The sequence below is a fragment of the Pseudarthrobacter sp. TAF60_1 genome (assembly GCF_052113505.1).
GTDB lineage: Bacteria > Actinomycetota > Actinomycetes > Actinomycetales > Micrococcaceae > Arthrobacter.
The window spans coordinates 161,188-179,763 of sequence record NZ_JBFRDI010000006.1 but is presented as its reverse complement, the minus strand read 5'-3'; the positions used below and the strand labels follow the sequence as shown (position 1 = coordinate 179,763).

The 18,576-nt window shown below is 65.7% G+C and carries 16 protein-coding genes; 3 read left to right on the top strand and 13 right to left on the bottom strand.

What is annotated here, in order from left to right:
- Positions 1-68: 68 nt before the first annotated feature.
- The 4 genes from ppsA to xylA form a co-directional block, all read right to left on the bottom strand.
- Positions 69-2,480 (bottom strand): phosphoenolpyruvate synthase, encoded by a 2,412-nt coding sequence (ppsA, locus tag AB4Y73_RS09270; protein WP_441871132.1) that lies wholly within the window; start codon positions 2,478-2,480, stop codon positions 69-71.
- A 153-nt stretch (positions 2,481-2,633) separates the two neighbouring features.
- Positions 2,634-3,452, bottom strand: coding sequence for a pyruvate, water dikinase regulatory protein (locus AB4Y73_RS09265; RefSeq protein ID WP_441871131.1), 819 nt, complete (start codon positions 3,450-3,452; stop codon positions 2,634-2,636).
- Between the two features lie 106 nt (positions 3,453-3,558).
- Positions 3,559-4,986 (bottom strand): xylulokinase, encoded by a 1,428-nt coding sequence (locus AB4Y73_RS09260; protein WP_441871130.1) that lies wholly within the window; start codon positions 4,984-4,986, stop codon positions 3,559-3,561.
- A 17-nt stretch (positions 4,987-5,003) separates the two neighbouring features.
- Positions 5,004-6,191: a xylose isomerase gene (gene xylA / locus AB4Y73_RS09255; RefSeq protein ID WP_441871129.1), complete on the bottom strand. Its 1,188-nt coding sequence runs from the start codon at positions 6,189-6,191 to the stop codon at positions 5,004-5,006.
- Between the two features lie 130 nt (positions 6,192-6,321).
- On the opposite strand from xylA, the gene AB4Y73_RS09250 reads away from it, so the two are divergent.
- A complete protein-coding gene (locus AB4Y73_RS09250; RefSeq protein ID WP_441871128.1) occupies positions 6,322-7,518 on the top strand; it encodes an ROK family transcriptional regulator in 1,197 nt (398 codons plus the stop codon).
- 30 nt (positions 7,519-7,548) lie between these two features.
- On the opposite strand, the gene AB4Y73_RS09245 is transcribed toward AB4Y73_RS09250, so the two are convergent.
- The 9 genes from AB4Y73_RS09245 to AB4Y73_RS09205 all read right to left on the bottom strand — a co-directional run bounded on the left by AB4Y73_RS09245 (position 7,549) and on the right by AB4Y73_RS09205 (position 17,142).
- Positions 7,549-9,048 (bottom strand): aldehyde dehydrogenase family protein, encoded by a 1,500-nt coding sequence (locus tag AB4Y73_RS09245; protein ID WP_441871127.1) that lies wholly within the window; start codon positions 9,046-9,048, stop codon positions 7,549-7,551.
- Complete coding sequence (locus AB4Y73_RS09240) at positions 9,045-9,797, bottom strand: HD domain-containing protein (RefSeq protein ID WP_441871126.1); 753 nt, start codon at positions 9,795-9,797, stop codon at positions 9,045-9,047. The genes AB4Y73_RS09245 and AB4Y73_RS09240 overlap by 4 nt, the downstream gene beginning before the upstream one ends.
- A gap of 40 nt (positions 9,798-9,837) precedes the next feature.
- Positions 9,838-11,151 carry an NAD(P)/FAD-dependent oxidoreductase gene (locus AB4Y73_RS09235; RefSeq protein WP_441871125.1) on the bottom strand — a complete coding sequence of 438 codons (1,314 nt, stop codon included), beginning with the start codon at positions 11,149-11,151 and terminating at the stop codon, positions 9,838-9,840.
- A gap of 2 nt (positions 11,152-11,153) precedes the next feature.
- Positions 11,154-11,474: a 2Fe-2S iron-sulfur cluster-binding protein gene (locus AB4Y73_RS09230; protein WP_441871124.1), complete on the bottom strand. Its 321-nt coding sequence runs from the start codon at positions 11,472-11,474 to the stop codon at positions 11,154-11,156.
- A gap of 49 nt (positions 11,475-11,523) precedes the next feature.
- The gene (locus AB4Y73_RS09225; protein WP_441871123.1) at positions 11,524-12,276 is read right to left on the bottom strand and encodes an SDR family NAD(P)-dependent oxidoreductase; all 753 of its coding nucleotides are present in this window, start codon (positions 12,274-12,276) and stop codon (positions 11,524-11,526) included.
- Between the two features lie 37 nt (positions 12,277-12,313).
- Positions 12,314-14,182 carry a PEP-utilizing enzyme gene (locus AB4Y73_RS09220; protein ID WP_441871122.1) on the bottom strand — a complete coding sequence of 623 codons (1,869 nt, stop codon included), beginning with the start codon at positions 14,180-14,182 and terminating at the stop codon, positions 12,314-12,316.
- A gap of 62 nt (positions 14,183-14,244) precedes the next feature.
- Entirely contained in the window at positions 14,245-15,324 is a 1,080-nt protein-coding gene (locus AB4Y73_RS09215; RefSeq protein WP_441871121.1) for a PEP/pyruvate-binding domain-containing protein, read from the bottom strand.
- Positions 15,325-15,329: 5 nt separating this feature from the next.
- Positions 15,330-16,607: a cytochrome P450 gene (locus tag AB4Y73_RS09210; protein ID WP_441871120.1), complete on the bottom strand. Its 1,278-nt coding sequence runs from the start codon at positions 16,605-16,607 to the stop codon at positions 15,330-15,332.
- Positions 16,608-16,752: 145 nt separating this feature from the next.
- Positions 16,753-17,142 carry a hypothetical protein gene (locus AB4Y73_RS09205; RefSeq protein WP_441871119.1) on the bottom strand — a complete coding sequence of 130 codons (390 nt, stop codon included), beginning with the start codon at positions 17,140-17,142 and terminating at the stop codon, positions 16,753-16,755.
- 236 nt (positions 17,143-17,378) lie between these two features.
- Here AB4Y73_RS09205 and AB4Y73_RS09200 point away from each other — a divergent pair, with 236 nt between their 5' ends.
- Both AB4Y73_RS09200 and AB4Y73_RS09195 read left to right on the top strand, forming a co-directional pair.
- Complete coding sequence (locus tag AB4Y73_RS09200) at positions 17,379-17,525, top strand: lmo0937 family membrane protein (RefSeq protein WP_441871118.1); 147 nt, start codon at positions 17,379-17,381, stop codon at positions 17,523-17,525.
- 109 nt (positions 17,526-17,634) lie between these two features.
- Positions 17,635-18,525: a helix-turn-helix transcriptional regulator gene (locus AB4Y73_RS09195; protein ID WP_441871117.1), complete on the top strand. Its 891-nt coding sequence runs from the start codon at positions 17,635-17,637 to the stop codon at positions 18,523-18,525.
- Positions 18,526-18,576 lie beyond the last annotated feature (51 nt).

Here is an 18,576-nt window from a genome sequence, read left to right as displayed (position 1 = left end):
GTCCCCTAATACAGCAAAAGGGCGTGGCCGGTGTCATCCGCCGGCCACGCCCTTTTAGCTACGTTGCGTCAGTTGGCTGCCGCGCCTGCGCCAACCTTGGCGTCGGCTGCGCCGCCGGCGAGCCGGAGCCAGGTGTCCACCACGGTGTCGGGGTTCAGGGAGACGGAGTCGATGCCTTCCCCTACCAGCCACTCGGCGAAGTCGGCGTGGTCGCTGGGGCCCTGGCCGCAGATGCCCACGTACTTGCCGCGCTCCTTGCACGCCTTGATGGCCATGCTCAGGAGCTTCTTGACGGCAGGATCGCGTTCGTCGAATCCGGCCGCAACAGTGGCCGAGTCTCGGTCCAGGCCCAAGGACAGCTGGGTCATGTCGTTGGAGCCAATCGAGAATCCGTCGAAGTACTCCAGGAAGTCGTCGGCGAGCAGTGCGTTGGACGGGATCTCGCACATCATGATCACTTCGAGGCCGTTTTCGCCGCGCTTGAGGCCGTTCTCGGCCAGCAGGTCGATGACGCCGCGGGCCTCGTCCAGGGTCCGCACGAACGGGATCATCAGCTTGACGTTGGTCAGGCCCATCTCGTTGCGGACGAAGGACAGGGCCTCGCACTCGAGGTCGAAGCAGTCCCGGAAGGACGGGTCCAGGTACCGTGAGGCGCCGCGGAAGCCGAGCATCGGGTTCTCTTCGTGCGGCTCGTAGGCGGGTCCGCCGATCAGGTTGGCGTACTCGTTGGACTTGAAGTCGGACATGCGCACAATGACAGGGTTCGGCGCAAAGGCGGCGGCGATGGTGGCCACGCCTTCGGCCAGGCGCTTGATGTAGTAATCGCGCGGGCTGCTGTACGCGGCGATGCGTTCGCGGATTTCCGCGGCCACGTCCGCCGGCTGGTCGTCCAGGTTCAGCAGGGCCTTGGGGTGGATGCCGATCTGGCGGTTGATGATGAATTCCAGCCGCGCCAGGCCCACGCCGTGGTTGGGCAGCTGCGCGAAGGTGAATGCCTGCTCCGGGGTGCCAACGTTCATCATGACCTTGACCGGGGCCTCGGGAAGCTGGGTGACCTCGGTTTCCTCGACGGTGAAGTCCAAGAGACCTTCGTAGATCAGGCCGGCTTCACCGTCGGCGCAGGTGACAGTCACCTCGAGGCCATCGGAGAGCACGTGGGTGGCGTCCCCGGTGCCCACGACGGCGGGAATCCCCAGTTCGCGGGCGATGATGGCCGCGTGGCACGTGCGGCCGCCGCGGTTGGTGACGATCGCGGAGGCGCGCTTCATGATCGGTTCCCAGTCAGGATCGGTCATGTCGGCAACTAGGACGTCGCCGGTCTTGAACGCGGCCATCTGGTCGATCGAGGTCAGGATGCGGACGCTGCCGGCGCCGATGCGCTGGCCGATCGCGCGGCCTTCGGCGAGCACGCGGCTGGTCCCGTTGAGGCGGAAACGGCTCAGGCTGCCCGCGGCACGGCGGGACTGCACGGTCTCCGGGCGGGCCTGCAGAATGTACAGGCCGCCGTCGATCCCGTCCTTGCCCCACTCAATGTCCATGGGACGTCCGTAGTGGTTTTCGATGGCGCCGGCATGCCGGGCGAGCTGCTCGACGTCGTCGTCCGTGAGGCTGAAGCGGTTCCGCAGCGAAGCCTCAACCGACACGAAGTCGATGGTGCGGCCGATCTCCTGGCTGTTCGTGTAGGTCATCTGGAGGGCCTTTTCGCCCAGTCCCCGTTTGAGGATGGCGGGACGGCCGGCCTGCAGGGCGGGCTTGTACACGTAGAACTCGTCGGGATTCACGGCGCCCTGGACCACGGCCTCGCCGAGCCCGTAGGAGGACGTGACGAAGACGGCGTCCTGGAACCCGGATTCGGTGTCCATGGTGAACATGACGCCGGAAGCCCCGACGTCGGAGCGCACCATGCGCTGGACGCCCGCCGAGAGCGCAACGTCAGCGTGCTCGAACTTGTGGTGCACGCGGTAGGCGATGGCGCGGTCGTTGTAGAGGGACGCGAAGACGTCCTTGATGGCGAGCAGGATGTTCTCGATGCCGCGCACGTTCAGGAAGGTTTCCTGCTGCCCGGCGAAGGAGGCGTCCGGGAGGTCTTCCGCGGTGGCGCTGGAACGGACGGCCCAGGAAAGATCCTCGGAGCCGCCGTGCTTGTCCACCAGCTGCTGGTAGGAGTCGCGGATCTGCTTCTCGAAGTCCGGCAGGAAAGGCGTCTCGCGCATGAGCGTCCGGATTTCCTGGCCGGCCGCGGCAAGGGCGGTCACGTCGTCGGTATCCAGGCCGAGCATGCGGTCCGCGATCCGCTGGTCCAGGCCGGATTCTGCCAGGAAGCTGCGGTAGGCGTCGGCGGTGGTGGCGAAACCGTCCGGGACCTGCACGCCGGCAGACGTGAGGTTCTGCACCATCTCGCCGAGGGAGGCGTTTTTTCCGCCTACCCGGTCCAGGTCTTTGAGGCCGAGTTCTGAGAACCACAGGATGTCTGTAGTCATGGGTGCTGCTCCTTTGCAGATGATGGCATGCGGTAGTGCCGCCCCGTTCGCGGGCTGTGGCCGTTCGGTGGGCGCGAATCCTGTCTACAGTGACAGGTCCGGGGACCTGTTACCAACATGATGTTTGCCACACCGGGTTTGTGAAAATTTTCCCTAGTGCTTGAGATTCATGCGCTGCAGGATGGTGGCGGCCATTTCCTCCACGGACACCGACGCCGAGTTCAGGTACGGAATCCGGTGTGAGACGTACAGTTGCTCGGCACTGCGCAGCTCGAAGCCGCACTGCCGCAGCGACGCATAGGACGAGCCGCGGCGCCGTTCGGTACGGATCTGGCTTAGCCGCAGCGGGTTGGAGGAGAGCCCGAAACACTTCTCAACAAAAGGCCGGAGCGGCTTCGGCAGCCCCTCACGCTGGAAGTCCTCGTCCACCAACGGGAAGTTCGCTGCGAAGATGCCGTGCTGCAGCGCCAGGTACATGGTGGTGGGCGTCTTGCCGCAGCGGGACGGGGCCACCAGGATGACCTGCGCCTTCTCCAGCGCCCGCAGGCTCTGCCCGTCGTCGTGTTCCATGGCGTATTCGACGGCGGCCATCCGCGACTGGTACCGCTCCGCATTGCCCAGGCCGTGTGCCCTCCCGGGTTCGGCGCTGGCCGGGGAGCCGAGGGCCTGCTCCAGCTGTCCCACATGCGTTCCGATGAGGTCCACCACGATTCCCTGGCACGTGGCCAAGGTCTGCCGGATCTCGCTGCTGACGGCGGTGGAAAAGACGATCGGCCGCGGGCCAGTGCCGATCAGCCCGTCGATAGTGCCCACCACGCTCTTGGCCTGCTCCACCGTGGTGATGAACGGGACGGTGATGCGGTCAAAGTTGTTCGCCGGAAACTGCGTCAACAGGGTGTTGCCGAGCGTTTCGGCGGTGATGCCGGTGCTGTCCGAAAGGAAGTAGACAGGCCGAAGAGCGTCATTGGTCATGGGCATTCATTTCGTTTAGCGGCGGTGACAAACGGAAGTAGCAACGGGGCAGGCCCGGCGCCAGTCCAGCCTATCGGGAGATCCGGGCGACGAAACCGACCGCAGTCTAGGAGGACTGACTTTCCCGGCCCGCGGCAGCCCGGTAACGCTCGAGCACGCCCGGGGCCGGGACGGCCGGAACCACACTCGCCGCGGCGGCCTTCCAGAGAGGAAAGGCGCCCAGCAAAACACCCGCGGCCTGCCGGGCCGCACCGTTTGCCACGTACTCCCCCGGCTCCGGCACCTCAACCCGAAGGCCGAAGATTGAGGCGGCTACCTCCTGCACGGCGGCCGACCGCGCACCTCCGCCCACAAGGATGATGCGTCTGGCGTCAACGCCCAGGTCGGTCAGGGCTTTGAGTCCGTCCGCGAGGGAGCAGACAACACCTTCGACGGCGGCCCGGGCCAGATTCTCCGCCGTTAGATTTTGTAGGGTCATCCCGTGCAGGGAGCCTGTCGCGTCCGGGAGGTTGGGGGTCCGCTCACCTTCGAAGTAGGGCACAAAGGTCAGGCCGCCGGCGCCGGGCGGGGCAGAAAGCGCCAGCTCAGAGAGCCGGGGCAGGCTGACGGAAAGCAGCGCCGCAGTCGCATCCAGGACACGGGAGGCGTTCAGTGTGCATGCCAGCGGCAGGTAATGCCCCGTGGCGTCGGCGAAACCCGCAACAAGGCCGGAAGAATCCTCCGTGGGGTTCTTGGCCACCGGGAACACGGTGCCGGATGTTCCGATCGACACAACGACGTCGCCCACGCCTGCCGCCACACCGAGTGCCGCGGCGGCGTTGTCCCCCGCCCCGGGACCGATCAAGGCTCCGGCGGGCGTGCTGAAGTCGCTTGCCAGCGTGCCGAGGACCTGAGGCAGCGCGGGAATGTGCCCAATGGTGGCCTCGAGGACGTCCTCGAGGTAGGCGCCGGTGCGCGGAGACCAGTAGCCCGTGCCCGAGGCATCGGAGCGGTCTGTCCGCAGCGCCGCCAAACCCTCGCCACCGCTGCCGGGCCCGAATCCGGCCAGCCGCCAGCTCAGCCAGTCATGCGGCAGGCAGACCGCGGCAGTGCGGGCCGCATTCTCCGGCTCGTTCTCGGCCAGCCAGCGCAGCTTCGTGGCCGTAATGGACGCCACGGGAACCGTACCGGTGGCCTCAGCCCAATGCTTCCTGCCGGCATCCTCGCTGCCGTCGCCGGCTTCCGTGATGAGGGCCGCCGCTGACGCTGCAGACCGCGTGTCGTTCCACAACAGGGCTGGACGGACCACCGCGCCGGACGCGTCCAGGCAGACCATTCCGTGCTGCTGACCGCCTACCGAGATGGCGGAAACATCGTCCAGACCACCCGCCGCCCTGACGGCCTCCAGCAGTGCATCCCACCACGCATCGGGATGCACCTCGGTACCCTCCGGATGGCGGGCGGAACCATGGCGCAGCAGGGCGCCGGTCTCAGCGTCTCGGATGACCACTTTGCAGGACTGGGTGGAGCTGTCGACTCCCGCGACCAAGGGCATGGGGCTGCTTTCCGGTGTTAGCGTGCGCCGAGCAGGTGCTCGATGGCAAGCTGATTGAGGCGGACGAACGCGAAGGAGCGCTCGGCCGCAGCATCGGCGTCGAACGTTTCGAACGCATCGGCATCGGCCAAGACGTCCGTGGCGGTCTCGCCGGCAGCAAGCGTGGATTCGCCGAGCTCGAACACGCCGGAGGTTTTCAGGGCCTCCTGGACGTCAGGGTCGGCGCGGAAGGCCAGGGCGCGTTCCTTGAGCAGCAGGTACATGGACATGTTCGCCTTGGCGGATTCCCAGACGCCGTCGTAGCCATCCGTACGTGAGGGCTTGTAGTCGAAGTGGCGCGGGCCGTCGTACGTGGGGCCGCCGTTGGGGAAGCCGTTTTCGAGCAGATCGACCGTGAAGAAGGCGCTGGTGAGGTCTCCGTGGCCGAACACCAGGTCCTGGTCGTACTTGATGCCGCGCTGGCCGTTCAGGTCAATATGGAACAACTTGCCGGCCCACAGAGCCTGGGCGATGCCGTGGGTGAAGTTCAGGCCGGCCATCTGCTCGTGGCCGGTCTCAGGGTTGAGGCCCACGATATCGCCGTGTTCTAGCTGGGCAATGAACGCCAGCCCGTGTCCAACGGTGGGCAGGAAGATGTCGCCGCGGGGTTCGTTCGGCTTGGGCTCCAGGGCGATGCGAAGGTTGTAGCCCTTGTCCTTGATGTAGGCGGCTGCGGTGTCCACACCTTCCTTCATGCGGTCCAGCGCGGCTGACAGGTCTTTTGAGCCGTCGTATTCGCTGCCTTCGCGCCCGCCCCACATCACGAACGTTTCGGCGCCGAATTCGGCCGCGGAGTCGATGTTGCGCAGGACCTTAGCAAGGGCGAAGCGCCGGATGGAGCGGTCGTTGGAGGTGAAGCCCCCGTCCTTGAAGACCGGGTGGCTGAAGAGGTTGGTGGTGACCATCGGCACCTTCAAACCAGTCTCGGCCAGGGCGGCCTTGAAGTTCTTGAGGATAAGCTCCCGCTCAGAGGCCGACGCATCGAAGGGGACGAGGTCGTTGTCGTGGAAAGTGATTCCGTAGGCGCCCATCTCGCTGAGCCTGTGGACTGCCTCCACCGGGTCCAGCGGCGCGCGGGTGGCGACGCCGAAGGGGTCCGCCCCGGTCCAGCCGACAGTCCAGAGGCCAAACGTGAAGCGGTCTTGGGGGGTGGGGGAAACAACCATGATGAGTACCTCGTTGTAGTCGGACCTGCGAAAGGATAAATTAGTATTGGTTCTGAACTATATGTCTTGTGATGAACTGGGGTCAACAGATTTCCGGAAATCCCCGGCTGAAACTTGGAAAGGCTCAAGAATGCGCGGAACTGCTGACGGTGGCCCCGGCCGCGTTCAGGATGTCCGGCGGCAGAACCTGGCCGTGGTGCTGGAGTCGATCCAGCGCAGGGCACGCACCACGCGGGCGGAGATCGCCGCCGGCACCGGGCTTACGAAGGCCTCGGTCTCGAGCCTGGTCACCACGCTCCTGGACACCGGCCTCATCGAGGAAACAGGCATAGCCCGCGACGGTGAGCGCGGCCGCCCCGGCAGCGGGCTGGTACTCAACCGTCAGCGGGCAGCCCTTGGCGCCGAAGTCAACGTGGACTATCTGGCCGTTGGCATCATCGACGTTCTCGGTGAACTACGCGTCCACCGAACCATGGAGCGTCACTCGGGCGGGGTCGACGAGATCTTCGACGACCTCCGGGAGCTGGCCCGGAAAGTAAAGAGCGATGCGGACGCGGCGGGCATCCACCTGCTGGGCGGAGGGCTCGCAGTTCCGGGACTGGTTGATCCGACGCGCAAGATCGTCCTTACCGCACCCAACCTCGGGTGGCAGGACGCCGCACTGGAGCGGCACCTGGAGACGCTTCTCCCCGACTCGCCTTTCGGCGTCGTGCTTTCCAACGAGGCCAACAGCGCCGCGCTGGCCGAACTCTGGTACGGCCGCGGAGCCACCCTCGGCGACTACCTTTATGTGTCCGGCGAAGTCGGCGTGGGTGGCGGCCTCATCATCGAGTCCAAGCTCTTCGCCGGGCCGCGCGGGCATGCCGGCGAGATAGGGCACGTGGTGGTCCAGCCCGACGGACTGCTGTGCGGTTGCGGGGGCCGCGGCTGCCTGGAGACTATTGCAGGCCAGGGCTCGGTTTTCTCGGCGGCGGGAATCCGGGGCGCCTCCACCGCGGACCGCATGGCAGCACTCATGCAGGCACTGGCCGCCGGCGCACCGGAGGCAGTGCTGGCCACGGAAAGGGCCGGTCACTCCTTGGGCATCGCCCTGGTGTCCGCAGCCCGCATGGTCAACGTGTCAGCCGTCATCCTGGGCGGACACTTCGCCGGCCTGCAGGAGTGGATCAGGCCAAGCCTGTTGCAGAGCCTGGAGACCCACGCCCCGGGTCTGGTGCCCGCGGACAGCGTGGTGTTCTCCGAACTCGGGCAGACGGCGGCGCTTCGCGGAGCGGCCGGAAGCAGGCTCCGCGAAGCTTTTACCAGTCCCGCTCAGCTGCTGACCTGAGACCCGCCCCGCGGTCCGGCATCCGCCCGCCTACGCCTTCCGGTGGATCGACTTGTAGCTCAGGTAGGCGTTCAGGCCCTCGATCCCGTACTCGGTTCCCAGGCCGGAATCGTGCCGGCCGCCGAATGGTGCCGCGTGGTTTGAGGCGAAGAAGTTCAAGCCAACCGAACCCGTGTCCATCCGGTCCGCCACGGCGAGCGCGGCCTCCTCGTCGGCGCCAAACACCAGACCGCCCAGGCCGAATTCGGTGTTGTTAGCCAGGGCCACCGCTTCATCAACGGTTTCGTACTTCAGGATGCTGATCACCGGCCCGAAGATCTCCTCGCGGGAGATCCGCATGTCCGGGGTCACGTCCGCAAAGACAGTCGGCTCGACAAAATAGCCGTTCTCCAGTCCGCCGGACAAGGATGCTGCCCGTCCGCCGGTGGTTGCCCGGGCACCTTCGGCCAGCCCCGAGTCCACGTACTCCAGCACGGTCCGGTACTGCGACTCCGTGGCACAGGGGCCGAACACCGTGTCCGGCTCCAGCGGATCGCCCTGTTTCCCGGCGGCGATCGTGGCCGTGACCATGTCCACTACCTCGTCATACCGGCTGGCGGGCGCCAGGATCCGGGTGGAGATGTAGCAGGTCTGCCCGGTGTTGCGCATGGAGGACTTGATGAGGACCTCGGACATGGCATCCAGGTCGGCGTCGGGCAGCACAATGGCGCTGGACTTTCCACCCAGCTCCAGCGTGACCGGGCGCAGCAGCTCACCGCAGGCCGCGGCAATTTTCCGGCCCACCGGCGTCGAACCCGTAAACGCCACCTTGGCGACGCCGGGATGCTTCACCAGCACATCCCCCAGCCGGCCGGAACCCGTCACCAGATTCACGACGCCGGCGGGGACACCTGCCGCCGCGACGGCGTCGATGATCACCCGGATGGACAGCGGGGTGGGCGACGCCGGCTTGATCACCACGGTGCAGCCGGCCAGCAGTGCGGGCGCGAGCTTGATGATCACCAGGTTGATGGGGAAGTTCCATGGCGCGATGAGCGCGCAGACTCCGAGGGGTTCACGCCGCACCACGGACTCGCCGCCGCCGCGCGGGAACGGCCGGACGTCCTCCCGCTCGAGATACTCGGCAAGGGTGGCAAAGTAACGGAAAATTCCCGCGGCGTTGGCCGCGGCACCGGCGGATTCGGCCACCGGCGAGCCGTTTTCACGCGAATTCGTCAGGGACAATTCCTCGGCGCGCTTCTCCACTTCATCGGCAATCCGGAGCAGGTAGGCAGCGCGCTCGGACGGGGTCAGCCGGGGCCACTCCCCCTGAAACGCGCGCTGGGCGGAGCCGACGGCGGCGTCCACGTCTTCCGGAGTTCCGTCCGGTACCGAGCCCCAGACTTCGCCCGTGGCGGGGTCCGTCACCGGGTTACGGCCGGTGCCTTTTGAGGGCTGCCAGGCGCCGTCGACAAAGATCGTATCCACATGTGTGTGCGGCAGCGAGAGATCCTGCCTGGAGACCAGGGCATCGTGCGTGGCGGAGGTCATCGGATCACCGCCGTCTTGAGCAGGGCGTTGGACCGGTCAAGGTCTGCGGTGGCCATCTCCACCGCGGCCTGGGTGATGAGTTCGGGCACGATCTCGGTGGCCAGCCGGTCGGTGTACGTGGCCGGGTCCATGGCGAACCACGAGGACGCCAGTGCGATCCCGGCCCGGTCGAAACGCCACAGCCTGTCGGCGTCGCGCATCAGGGCATCCTCCAGCGAGCGGGCCACCAAGCGGGTGTCATGCCCGTCGATGATTTCACAGGCCCGCTCCACAAAATCAGGCGAGTACCCCAGGCCGGGGAGCACCCGGCGCGCCACGTGGCAGCCCTGCAACTCATGCTCATAGCGGATGGCAGCCTTGCGCCAGTCCCCGGCGAAGCCTTCGGAAATGATCCGGGATTCGTCAACGTGGGCCCAGCCGGTGTCGTGCAGCAGCGTGGTCACGCGCACCAGTTCGGCGTCGGCGTCCGGGTAGGCACGGCAAAGGCGTTCGGCGTAGGCCAGCGAGATCGGCAGATGGATGTCGTTCCCGCGAGTCCGGGTTTCGTGGACAACGGCCTTCCACAGCCCGTCCAGCTCCTCAAGCGCGGCGGGGGTGCTGCAGATGGCGGTAGTGTCTACCGGACCGGCGGCAGGAACGGGCCGGACGCTGTACTCCGCGGCGAAGGCCTCGGCCTGCAGGTCCGGTTCAGCCGACAGTTCGGCTTCCCCGGGGCCAGCTGAGGCGACCGGAGTCTTGGGGGTGCTCATAATGCTCCTTCGGGTGGGCCAACGTACTTTTTAAGTGCAGTTAGCTGTCCGTGGTGATGGTCTTGAGTTGAGTGGCGTGATCCGCCGCGGCGTCAGCCGGGATGTTCCGGCCCTTCGCCAGCGCGTTTTTCACGGCCATGAAGTCCAGCGGTGCGTTGACGCAGTCGGCGGCGATGATGCGGCCCTGCCGGTAGTAGAGGACGCTGAATTTCCCGCGCTCCTCGTCGCGCCGGATCACAGTCTGGTCGTAGCCGTTGCAGAGGCCAGCGATCTGCAGCTTGAGGTCGGCCTGGTTGGACCAGAACCACGGGATGCCGGCGTATTCCTCCCGCCTGCCCGTGAGCGAGTAGGCGGCCACCTTGGCGTGCTCTATGGCGTTGTTGACGCTTTCCAGCCTGATCCGCTCCCCCGGCTCCGAGCCGGGGACCGGGTTGGGCATGTTGGCGACGTCCCCCACGGCCACGGTGGTGCCGTCCGAGGCCAGCGCGAAGCGGTCCACCACCACGCCGTTGTCCACGGCCAGGCCAAGCTGTTCGGCCAGTTGGGTATTGGGGATGACGCCGATGCCGATCAGCACGATCTGCGCCGGGAGCACCGTGCCGTCCTGGAGTTCGACGGCGGCGACTTCCGTCTGTTCCTTGCCTGCGGCGGTGTTCGGCGTGAAGCGAGCCGCACTCGTGTTGAGCCGGATGTCCAATCCGCGGGAGCGGTGCGCCTGCAGGAAATACTCGGCAGTTTCCTCCCCCACAGCCCGGCCCACCAGCCGCGGCCCAAACTCGAGGACGGTAACGTTCTTGCCCATCTTCTGGAGGCTTGACGCAGCCTCGAGGCCGATGAACCCGCCGCCGATCACCACCACATCCGTGGCGTCGCCTACGCGGGCCTTCAGCGCCAAGGCATCGTCGGCGTTGCGCAGGTACAGCACGCCGTCGAGGTCCCCGCCGTCGATATCCAGCTTGCGGGCGCGGGCACCCACGGTGAGGGCCAGGCGCTTGAAGGGGAATTCCCGGCCCGAGGACGCATGCGCCACTCCGGAACCGTCCGCTTCCTTGTCGATCTTGACGATGTATTCGCCCTTGACGAGCTCCACGTTGTGCTCGGCCCAGTAGTCGTTGGACCGGAAGATCAGGGATTCGCTCTCCACGGTTCCCTGCAGGAACTCTTTGGACAGCGCGGGCCGTTGGTAGGGCCGGTGGTCCTCGTCGCCGAGCAGCGTGATGTGCTCGTCGAACCCCAGGGCCCGCAAGGAAACAGCGAGCTGCACCCCTGACTGGCTCGCGCCGATGATCAGCAGCCCGGTCCGGGTGGGGACCGTGGTGGTGCCGGCGGTCTGCTCCGCTGCCTGCGTGCCCACGGCTACACCTGGGTTTCCGGGGTGGTGACGAACAGTTCCAGCTCATCGGTCAGGCGCAGCTGGCAGGAGAGCCGGGAGTTGTCCTCGCGGTCCACTGCGGTGCCGTAGAGCATCTCGTCCTCCATGTCCTCCATGGGCGGAAGCTGCGAAACGCAGTCCTCGCGGACGAAGACGTGGCAGGTGGCGCAGGACAGTGAGCCGCCGCACTCGGCCACGATCCCGGGGACGCCGTTGCGCACCGCGGTTTCCATGACCGAGTCGCCCACGTTGCCCTGGACGTCGCGGACAGCGCCTTCGGCGTCGGTGAAGTGAACCGTTGGCATTGGTCCTCCTTGGGGTTGAAGTTGGTTGTCGGGTGGCTAAGCGGGCCGGTCAGATGAACTGCCGGCCGCCGTCCACCACCATGGTCTGGCCGGTGTAGTACGAACTGTCCGGTCCGGCGAGGAAGAGTGCGGCACCCACGATGTCCTCGGGCTGGCTGGCCCGCTTGATCGCACCGCGGTCCACGCCGTAGTTCTCGGCGTTTTCCATCAGCCCGTAGCTGGCTTCGGTGAGGGTGAAGCCGGGGGCGATCGCATTGACCGTGATCCCCCGGCGGCCCAGTTCCTTGGCCATGACCCGGGTCATGGCCACCACGCCGCCCTTGGAGGCGACGTAGTGCAGCCACTGTTCCGAGCCGCTGAAGATCGTGGCGCTGGAGAGGTTGATGACGCGCCCGCCCTCGGGCAGGTAGGGACTCGCGGCGCGGGTCATCAGCCAGGGGCCTTTGAGGTTCACGTTCATCACCAGGTCCCATTCGGCCGGATCGATGTCCTCGAACGGGGTGCGGGTCACCGTGGCGTACACCGCGGCGTTGTTAATGACGACGTCGATGCTTCCGTTTCCGAAGTCGGCGCAGCTTTTCGCGAGGTCCTCGGTGGAGTCCACGCTGGTGACGTCCGCTGCGAATGCGGCAGCATCGGCACCGATTTCACGGACGAGCTTGGCGGTCTGCTCGGCACCCTCGAGGTTGATGTCGGCCACCGCCACGCGGTAGCCGCGGCGGGCGAAGCCGAGCGCGAACGCCCGGCCCAGCCCGCCGGCGGCACCGGTGATCAGAACGGTGCGGTTCGACTGTACGTCCATGCCTCCAGCTGCATATTCCGCACCAGACATATTCATTTCAGACATGGCTGTGGCTGTGGGCGCCGGGACCGGTTACCACCAGGTCCTCCTCGGCGTCGAGGATCTGGACGGTGCCTTTGGTTCCGTCGACGCGCAGCCGCTGGCCGGTCTTAATGGTGGTGGACGCGGAACCCGTGCCGGTCACAGCGGGCAGTCCGTACTCCCGGCACACGATGGCGGCGTGGCTCATCATGCCGCCGATGTCCGTAACGGTGGCTTTGATCTTCCCGAAGATCGGGCCCCAGGAGGGTGCGGTGACGGTGGCCACCAGGATCTCGCCCTGCTGGACCTCGGAAAGCTGGTCGGCATCGGTGACCACCCGGGCCAGGCCTTCCACCACGCCGGGGGACGCGGCCATGCCGCGCAGACCGCCACCTTCCACTGCTTCGCCGGCGCCTAGCCACTGCTGGACCTGCTCGGTGGTGATGCCCCAGAGCATCCGGGTGAAGGGTTCGGTGATGATTTCCGGCGGGGTGTTCAGAGCGGGGGCGGGGCGGGCGGTCTTGAGTGCGTCCACGATGCCGCGGCGCCGTTCGATTTCCTCGGGCCAGTAGTCGGGGCCGATGGGCTTGGCACCGACACCCCAGCCCGTGACCAGGTCGAAGAGTGCGTCGCGGACCTCGTTGCGGCCCAGGTAGAGCAGGTCGTCCGGTTCGGTCCAGAAGCCTTCGGCGTGCATCATGCGGGACAGCTCGCGGATCTTGCGCCAGAAGACGCCCATGGTCCAGTGCTCGATGTAGAAGTTGTGGTTCTCCACGTACGGGTAGGCGGTGGCGGCGAGGCCGCGCTTGGCGTCGAAGAGCGCCTGGTTGTCGCCTTCGAGGAGGTCGCGGTATTCCTCGATGATGCGGTCGCGTTCGGCGATGAGGGCTTCGACGGGGCGCATGATTTCCTGGCCCTCGTCCACGCGGCGGATGTAGTCCGCGATGTAGCCCAGCGGGATTTCCTGGTGCTCGTTCCAGTACTTGTCGTGGCCGTAGAAGCCGTTGCCCACGGTGAAGTTGAACCACGGGTCCTTGGCGCCCTCGTACTGGGCGATCCACCGGTCCCCGCCGGGAGCCGCGGCGATGGCACCCAGGGTGGCATCGACGTCGTCCGTGTTGCCGAAGTGGGCCTGCAGCCCAAGTTCCACCGCAAGCTTTGCCAGGCCCTTGAGCTCATCGTCCGGACGGAACAGTTCCATGTCCACGCCCTGCACCATGGTGGCGATGGACTGGTCCGGAACGTTGGGGAAGACCTGCTTGCAGAAGTTGAAGAAGTCTAGGTACGCGATATAGCCCAGATTCAGGAACTCGAAGTGGTACTGCCAGTTCTGGTAGGCGAGCTGGATGAGCCGGTCGTAGCTTTCCAGCAGCTTTTCGGAACCGTCCTTGCCCTTGCCGGAGGTGATGTCCTCCATGGGGACCATGTCCGGGAGCTTGGGGAAGGAAATGGTTTCCATCTCGTCGATGGTGCCCTTGACCTTGACGTGCCACTCCTTGAGGAGACGGTCCCAGTTCTGGAAGTAGTAGCCCACGCGCTCCTCGAACAGCGGCACCCGGGCAGCGATCTGGTCTTCCGGCACCGGGATGGGTGACATGTAGAGGTAGCCCAGGTGGACGCGGAACTCGATGCCGTTGGCGTTGGGGATCATCAGGTGCCGGGCGTTGTACTGGCCCAGGCACTTGACCGCGAATTCGCCGCCGATGGTCTCGAAGGGCTTGTACACGGTGGGCCAGTGCTGGCTGTCGCAGAACCAGAACTTGGCGTCTTCCTGCTCCTTCAGCTTGTCCTGGAACACGAGGTAGTAGGGGTAGATCTTTTCCCAGCCCTCGGCGCCGGCGGGGACCGCGAGCTCGGAGGGTTTGGGGAAGGACTTCAGGGACATGGCGGTCCTTTCAGGGGTGGCTCGGCAGTGAGCCTTGGTGGGGCCTTGCTGGTTTGTTGCGTTTAGGCGGACGGTTTGAGGGTGCCGGAGCTGAATCCGCTGAAGAAGCCACCGGAGACAACCGGCTGCGGCGCAGTCTGGGGTGCCGGCTTGGAGGAGTGCACGGTCTCGGGGCGGGACTGTAGGAGGAGGAGGTTTTCGCCGTCCGGAAGGTCCGCGTCGAGTGCCCATTCGATGTCCTGCGGGCACTTGTAGTGCTTCTCGGCGCGCTTTGCCATCTGCGCGACGGCGGTGAGTTCCGCCTCGGTGAGGCTGCGGCGGCCGCGGCGTTCGTCGTCGACCTCGCGTTCCACGAGGCGCTTGGCACCCGCGTCCGGAACGAGTTCAGCGTGCTTGTCACCGAGGTGCTCATTGACGACGGCGAGCGTCACCTTATCCAGCACGATGTTGTCCGGGGTGACCTGGCCGGAAACCACCATTTCACCCACTCCGTAGGAGGAATCGATGGTGATTTTGGAGCGGTCCCCGTTGGTGGGGTCCATGGTGATGGCGACGCCGGAAACCCGGGAATTGACCATCTTCTGGACCACGACGGCCATGGACAGGCCCTCGTTGGGAATGTTGTTTTTGAGCCGGTAGATGATGGCCCGGGAGGTGAACAGCGAGGCCCAGCATTGGCGGATGTGCTCGGTGACTGCCTTGACGCCGTCGAGCCACAGGTAGGTGTCCTGCTGGCCGGCGAAGGAGGCGTCCGGCAGGTCCTCTGCGGTGGCGCTGGACCGGACGGCGACCGGGACGGGTGCGTCGAAGCGCTTCATCAGGGATTCGTAGGCGTTGATGGTGAGCTCACGCATTGCCTGCGGGACGGGCCGGGAGCAGATGTCCTCGCGGATGGTGGCGGATACGTTGTCCACCTGGGCCATGTCGTCGGGATCGAGGTTTGCAAGGAGGCGGTGGGTCTCCTCGGTGATTCCGGCTTCGTCCATAAACGCATCGAACTGCGCGGTGGTGACCACAAAGCCTGGCGGGACGGGCATGCCGGCGGAGGTCATGGTGACCAGGGATGCACCCTTGCCGCCGAGGTTTTCAAGCTTCGGCTCGATGCCGCCGTCGAAGAACTGGATGTATTTGTTGCTTTGCATGATGTTTAGGCCTTCCAGCTGACAGGAACGGTCTCGGGGACCCGGAAGGAGAGGTTTTCGCGGAAGGCGATGCCCTCCGGATTCTCGAGCTGCAGGTCAGGTGCCAGCCGGGCTACTTCCTCGAGGGCGATTTTGGCCTGGAGCTTGGCGAGCATGTTGCCCAGGCAGTAGTGGATGCCGAACCCGAAGGAGAGGTGCTCGCGGGCGTTGGGACGGGTGATGTCGAAGTCCTCGCCGGCTTCGAACTTGCTTTGGTCCCGGTTGGCTGAGCCCATCAGGAGCAGCAGCTGCGAGCCTTCTTCGATGGCGACGCCGCCCACCTCGGTGTCCTTCAGGGCCTTCCTGCGCCAGCCGACGATCGAGCCGGCGTAGCGGAGGACCTCGTCGATGGCGGCGGGGATCTTCTTGGGATCCTCCACCAGCTGCTGCCACTGCTCGGGGCGGGCCAGCAGTTCGCGCAGTGCGTTGGAGATCAGGGTGGTGGTGGTTTCGTGGCCGGCGAAGAGCAGGCTGTAGAGGACGGACGCTATCTCGTGGTCCGAGATTTCGGCGCCCTCCTGCTGCGCTTTGACGAGGTCGCCGGTGAGGTTGTCGCCGCCCTGTTCGTGGGCCACCCGGACCAGCCGCAGGCATTCCTGCCAGTACTCCACCAGGTTGTGGGCGTGCGGGATCTGTTCCTCGTCGGTCAGGTCGCCCCAGGTCATGGCGGCGCGGGAATCTGACCAGCGCTTGAAGGTGTCCACCTGGGAGACGTCTGCACCGATGAGGGTCAGGATGGTGATGGTGGGGACGTCGTATGCGAGGTCTTTGACGAGGTCGCCGCGGCGTTCGGGGCGGGCGAGCATTTTCTCGATGAGTTTGACGACATTTTCCCTGATGAAGGGTTCGAGCGCCTTGTAGCGGCGGGGCGTAAAGGCCTTCTGCACCACGGCGCGGATGCGGGTGTGCTCCGGCGGCCGGCGGGCGGAAAGGCCGGAATAGGCGGTGAAGCCGCCGTCCTCCATGATCTTCTTGGCCGCGGCCCCGCGTTCCCGGACGGGTGCCTGGGCGTTTTCGCTGGAGAAGGTTTCCCAGTCCTCGAAGACTGCCTTGATGTCGTCGTAGCGGGAGACAACGTACAGGCCCACGCGCTCGTCGAACATGACGGGCTGCTCGGCCCGCAGCTCAGCGTAGGCGGTGAAGGGATCCTTCATTTGGAACGGCTCGTAGCCGTGGTGTCCGGCGGGGGCTTCGGCGCCGTACCCGAAGGGACAGCGTCCAGCCGTTTCTGTCGACGATGACATCTTGACTCCTGGTGACTTGGTTCCGCCCGGCACCGTCAGGGTGGCGGGGGTTCTTAGTGACCAGTGTGGTCCACATCACCGGCGCGTGGATAGCTCCAGCTTCCACTGGGTGGAAGTGAACTGCAGCCGGCGGCGAAGGGGCGGCCTAGGGGTTTGCGCCGTGGCGGACGAGGGCCTGCTGTACTTCCCGAAACGAGCCATCCGGGTTAAAGCCGAGCATGACGTGGGTCTTACGGAGCCAGCGTCCGAAGATGAAGCTCGCGACGCAATACAGCACAAAGAAAACAGCAAAGACCAGAATTCCGGCGTCCGTTCCGGAGCGGTAATCGGCATAGCGGGGATGGTCGAACGGGATGTCTCCTTGGATCAAAGGCAAGACTCGCCCGGCTAAGTACAGTGCAGTGATCGCCAGCGGTCCGCCGAGCAGGTAGCCGATGCAAGCATTTCCGCGCTTACGGATCTTGGCGTAGCGCGCGAATTGCCGCTGCCACTGTTCCAGGTCTGCTACGAGCAGGACCGCTGTCTTGTTATCCATGTGTCTCCCCAGAATTGGCGCGTGCTGAGAAAAGCATAGGCGGGGCCGCACGCCGTGCTCGCCGGGCGTGACCGATCAGCGGCCCGGCGTGACGTTTTTTGAATTTATGTAGCCTACTTAGTGTTTCGCCATATCCAGTAGCCCAATTCTGAAATATGGTGATAAGCACCACGCGATACCGAGTGGCACTTAGACCCGGGTCAACCCCTTGGCTAAGCGAAACGAAGGAGAATCTCATGTTGCTTTGGATAGCCATCATCATCGCCGTTCTCTGGCTTCTGGGCTTTATTGGCAATATCGGCGGCGGCCTTATCCACATACTTTTGGTTATCGCCGTGGTTGTCCTGATCTTCCACTTCATTCAAGGCAGGTCCCGCGCCTGACCACGACGCAGCATCCCGCTCCTGCCGTCGCCGAAAAACCACGGGAAGCCCCCAACCAGGCCCCAACAGAACCTCCCACCCCGCCCAGGTTTCCCCGTAGCGTAGTTCCATGGATAACCGAGCAGAGGTACGGCAGTTCCTGTCCTCCCGCCGAGCGCGCATCACCCCGGAACAGGCGGGCCTGGAACCCTACGGCGGGCGGCGCCGCGTTCCAGGCCTGCGGCGGGAAGAGGTGGCGCGGCTCGCTGGGGTAAGCGTGGAGTATTACACGCGCCTGGAGCGTGGGAACCTTGCGGGTGTCTCGGACAGCGTCCTCGATGCGATCGCCCGGGCGCTGGAACTGGACCGCGCGGAGCACGATCACCTCTACGACCTGGCCCGCGCGGCCATCACGTCAGGGCGCAAGCGCAGTCCCGCGAACACCACAGGATCAGGCGTGCGCCCGGTGCTGCAGCACCTGCTGGATGCCATCACCGGCGCGCCGGCGTTCATCGGGAACAACCGGCTGGACATCGTCGCGGCCAACACGCTCGGCTATGCGCTGTACTCGGACATGTACCGCGGGCCGGCGCGGCCGGCGAATCATTCACGGTTCATTTTCCTCGACCCGCGTTCGCACAACTTCTATACCGACTGGAACAGCGCGGCCAGCGCCAACGTGGCCATCCTCCGCCGCGAAGCAGGCCGCAATCCGCACGACAAGGGCATCGCCGAGCTCGTCGGCGAACTCTCCATGCGCAGCGACGACTTCCGCACCCGCTGGGCGGCACACAACGTCCGGCGCCACTACTCCGGCACCAAGCTGTTCCAGCACCCGGTGGTGGGGCTCCTCGAACTGGACTACCAGGTCCTGGAACTGGACGAGGACCCCGGCCACACCCTGACGGTCTATCCCGCCGTGCCGGGCAGCCCGTCAGAGGAAGCCCTCAAGCTCCTCGCCTCCTGGGCTGCAACGGAAAACGTGGCGCAGGCCGCCCAACCAAACGTTCGGGCCCGCTAAGGCCCAAAGTGCACCGGCACGATTCCCAGGGAGGCCCTGCCAGTACCCCTC